Here is a 2,707-nt window from a genome sequence, read left to right as displayed (position 1 = left end):
GTTAGGCACGCCGCCAGCGTTCATCCTGAGCCAGGATCAAACTCTCCATGATGAATCGTTTGATTCTTTTGACTTTTTTTTGTCTCCCCCTTGCGGGTTTGACTTTTTTGTTATAGAATTGCTTCTAAACGAGGCTGTTTTGCTTGGCTTTCAAACTATTGTTTTGTCTAGGTTCGAGCGTCGTTTGTTTCGCTTCGCTTTCGCTTTGCTTCAACCGCGCATTTATCAATGTATCTAACTTCCCTAAGTTTGTCAACCCCTTTTGGCAAAATTTTTTGATCTTTTTTCTATCCCTTGCTACGTAAGCTTTTCGGACCTTAGTGTTTTTTGCTAGTCCCTTGATCAGAACTGGCGGGGCGGACAAAACAGTTTATCTGTACTAAATATTTTTCCTCTATTTAATTTTTTATTCAATCCCTCTCGATCGCCTGGTCGATTTTGAGGTATGGTTCCTTGAGAGTCTATTTTCTAATCGGAAAGCCCTCATGTCTCGCCGCTCTGCTTTACAATCCTATTTACTGGTGCGTTTACTCCTAGCTCCCTTGATGTTATGGACGATCGTGACGGTGGTTTTTCTACTGATGCGTGTTGCCCCAGGTGATCCCACGGATGCGATTTTAGGCAACCGCGCCCCTGAAAGTGCCAAAAATGCCCTAAGAGAACAATTAGGACTGAATAAACCCCTATTTTTCCAGTACCTAGACTATATTTTTCACCTAATGCGCCTCAATTTAGGAAACTCTTTAACCAGTAAGGGGGTGACGGTATGGGAGATTATCGCTAAACATTTTCCAGCGACGGTGGAACTAACTTTTTATGGGATGCTGATTGCAGTGATAGTGGGAGTCGGATTGGGAATTATCACCGCTTCCCGTCCCAATACTCCCTTAGACGCGGGGGGACGTTTATTTGGACTGATAACCTATTCCTTGCCGATTTTTTGGGTAGGAATGCTCTTACAGCTAATTTTTGCGGTACAGTTGCGCTGGTTTCCTTTGGGGACTCGTTTTCCTTTGAGTGAAACTCCACCCCAGACAATTACGGGTTTATACACCCTTGATAGTCTGATGACTCTGCAACTAGATAAGTTGCCCACAGCTTTGTATTATCTGGCCTTACCTAGTTTTACTCTCGGCATTCTTTTGAGTGGGATTTTTGAGCGGATGGTGCGAGTTAATCTGAAACAAACTTTGCAAGCGGACTATGTAGATGCGGCAAAAGCAAGAGGAATACCAGAAAAAACGATTATGATCGGCCATGCGCTGAAAAATGCTCTAATTCCCGTAATTACTGTCTTAGGATTAACTTTTGCGGCTCTTTTAGGTGGTGCAGTCTTGACGGAAGTTACTTTTTCTTGGCCGGGTTTGGGAAATCAGTTATATCGGGCGATTTCTCTGCGCGATTACCCAACAGTGCAGGGATTAATGGCTTTTTTTGCGACAATAGTGGTTTTTGCCAGTATTTTGATCGATCTAATCAATGCTTATGTTGATCCTCGCATCCGTTATTAATCAGGGAGAGAGAATTATGAATTATGAAGTGGGGGAGAAGAGAAAGGGGAGAGAGAGTTTGAGCATTTGTACTAATATAAATTTCCCATAGTCCTGACTAACATCTGAAAGCGCGATTCCGCTCTAAGATAGGAATTGCGCTTTGGAATAATCAAATAATATTGAATCTGTTCTTGATTTTATTCAATCGCCTCAGCGATGTGTTTTAAAATCTGCAAAACCTTATATATTTCTTCTCTGGAAATAAAGGGAGCAAATACCCTAGATAGGGCATAATGATGGACATTAGCTCTCAATTTGACAAATAAAAGATCATCTCCATTGGTGACGAGAGCAAAGCTAGGTTTTTCTGGCCGGGGATTAGCCATCAAATAGGCCAGGGTTTGCGGTAAGGCAGTCCAAACCGATAGGGCGGTTTTTTTGGATTCTACAATTACCACCCAAAACTGATTTAACCAGACTAAAACATCGATTCTACCCGATAGTATTTCTTCCCCATCATCGACGGTTAAGCTTACCGATTCCTCTGCGCGTACTCGAAAAGGCGGATCGTAAAAACCCGCAATCGCTAGTAAGGGAGAAACTAACAATAAAGTCACGGTTCCTTCTAATAACTGTCCTGCCGATCTTTGGTATAAATATCTTTGTCTTAGTTCATCTAAACTCTTTTTTTCATGGCTAGATAGAGACAGTAAATCACTTTGCCATTCGGGAAAAAATGCCCTATCTTCTGTTAAGGAGAGATTAAATCTTGTCTCAGCTAGGGCAATAGTCGTGATAACATCAGTAATAGCACTCGACATAAAAATTAGCTCACCAATCTAGATAAAATTTCTCGATGAATTAAAGCTCGATCGATTAAAAAATATTTGCGATCGCTGGTTAATGCCTCTCCATTGGCATAAAAATTAATCCAAGTGTTACTAATATCATTAACTGCCTCTGGTAACTGATCTAATTCCCAACCCAGCATCGGTACTTCGGCAATTAATCGCGACACTTTCGGATCATAACTAAGGGCAAAACAACGACAATCTTCTGCCGCGGCCATAATCAAACTATGAAAGCGCATTCCGATCACCATTTCTACCCCGCGAAATAAGCCTTTTAACTGTCTTGGATCCTCTAAACTAATGATTTGATGATTTTCCCTTAATTGACGGGCTACAGCTTCACAGAGGGGCAAATCCCGCGAC

Annotated in this window: 4 protein-coding genes; 2 read left to right on the top strand and 2 right to left on the bottom strand. The window is 41.8% G+C overall.

Annotated elements, in window-relative coordinates; translation table 11 throughout:
- On the top strand, positions 1-238 hold a 238-nt coding region (locus PX484_RS13235; RefSeq protein WP_287670062.1), incomplete at its 5' end, for a hypothetical protein.
- Between the two features lie 247 nt (positions 239-485).
- Complete coding sequence (locus PX484_RS13230) at positions 486-1,511, top strand: ABC transporter permease (protein WP_287671423.1); 1,026 nt, start codon at positions 486-488, stop codon at positions 1,509-1,511.
- A gap of 179 nt (positions 1,512-1,690) precedes the next feature.
- Here the strand turns inward: PX484_RS13230 and PX484_RS13225 are convergent, their stop codons facing one another.
- Positions 1,691-2,314: a type I restriction endonuclease subunit R gene (locus PX484_RS13225; RefSeq protein ID WP_172456627.1), complete on the bottom strand. Its 624-nt coding sequence runs from the start codon at positions 2,312-2,314 to the stop codon at positions 1,691-1,693.
- A 5-nt stretch (positions 2,315-2,319) separates the two neighbouring features.
- Positions 2,320-2,707 (bottom strand): polysaccharide pyruvyl transferase family protein (locus PX484_RS13220; RefSeq protein ID WP_288104186.1); only part of this gene is annotated, 388 nt, incomplete at its 5' end.

Origin of the sequence: Microcystis sp. M49636_WE2 (assembly GCF_030065375.1) — a bacterium.
Lineage (GTDB): Bacteria > Cyanobacteriota > Cyanobacteriia > Cyanobacteriales > Microcystaceae > Microcystis > Microcystis aeruginosa_C.
The sequence above is the reverse complement of the archived record's forward strand: the minus strand, read 5'-3'. Positions and strand labels throughout refer to the sequence as shown.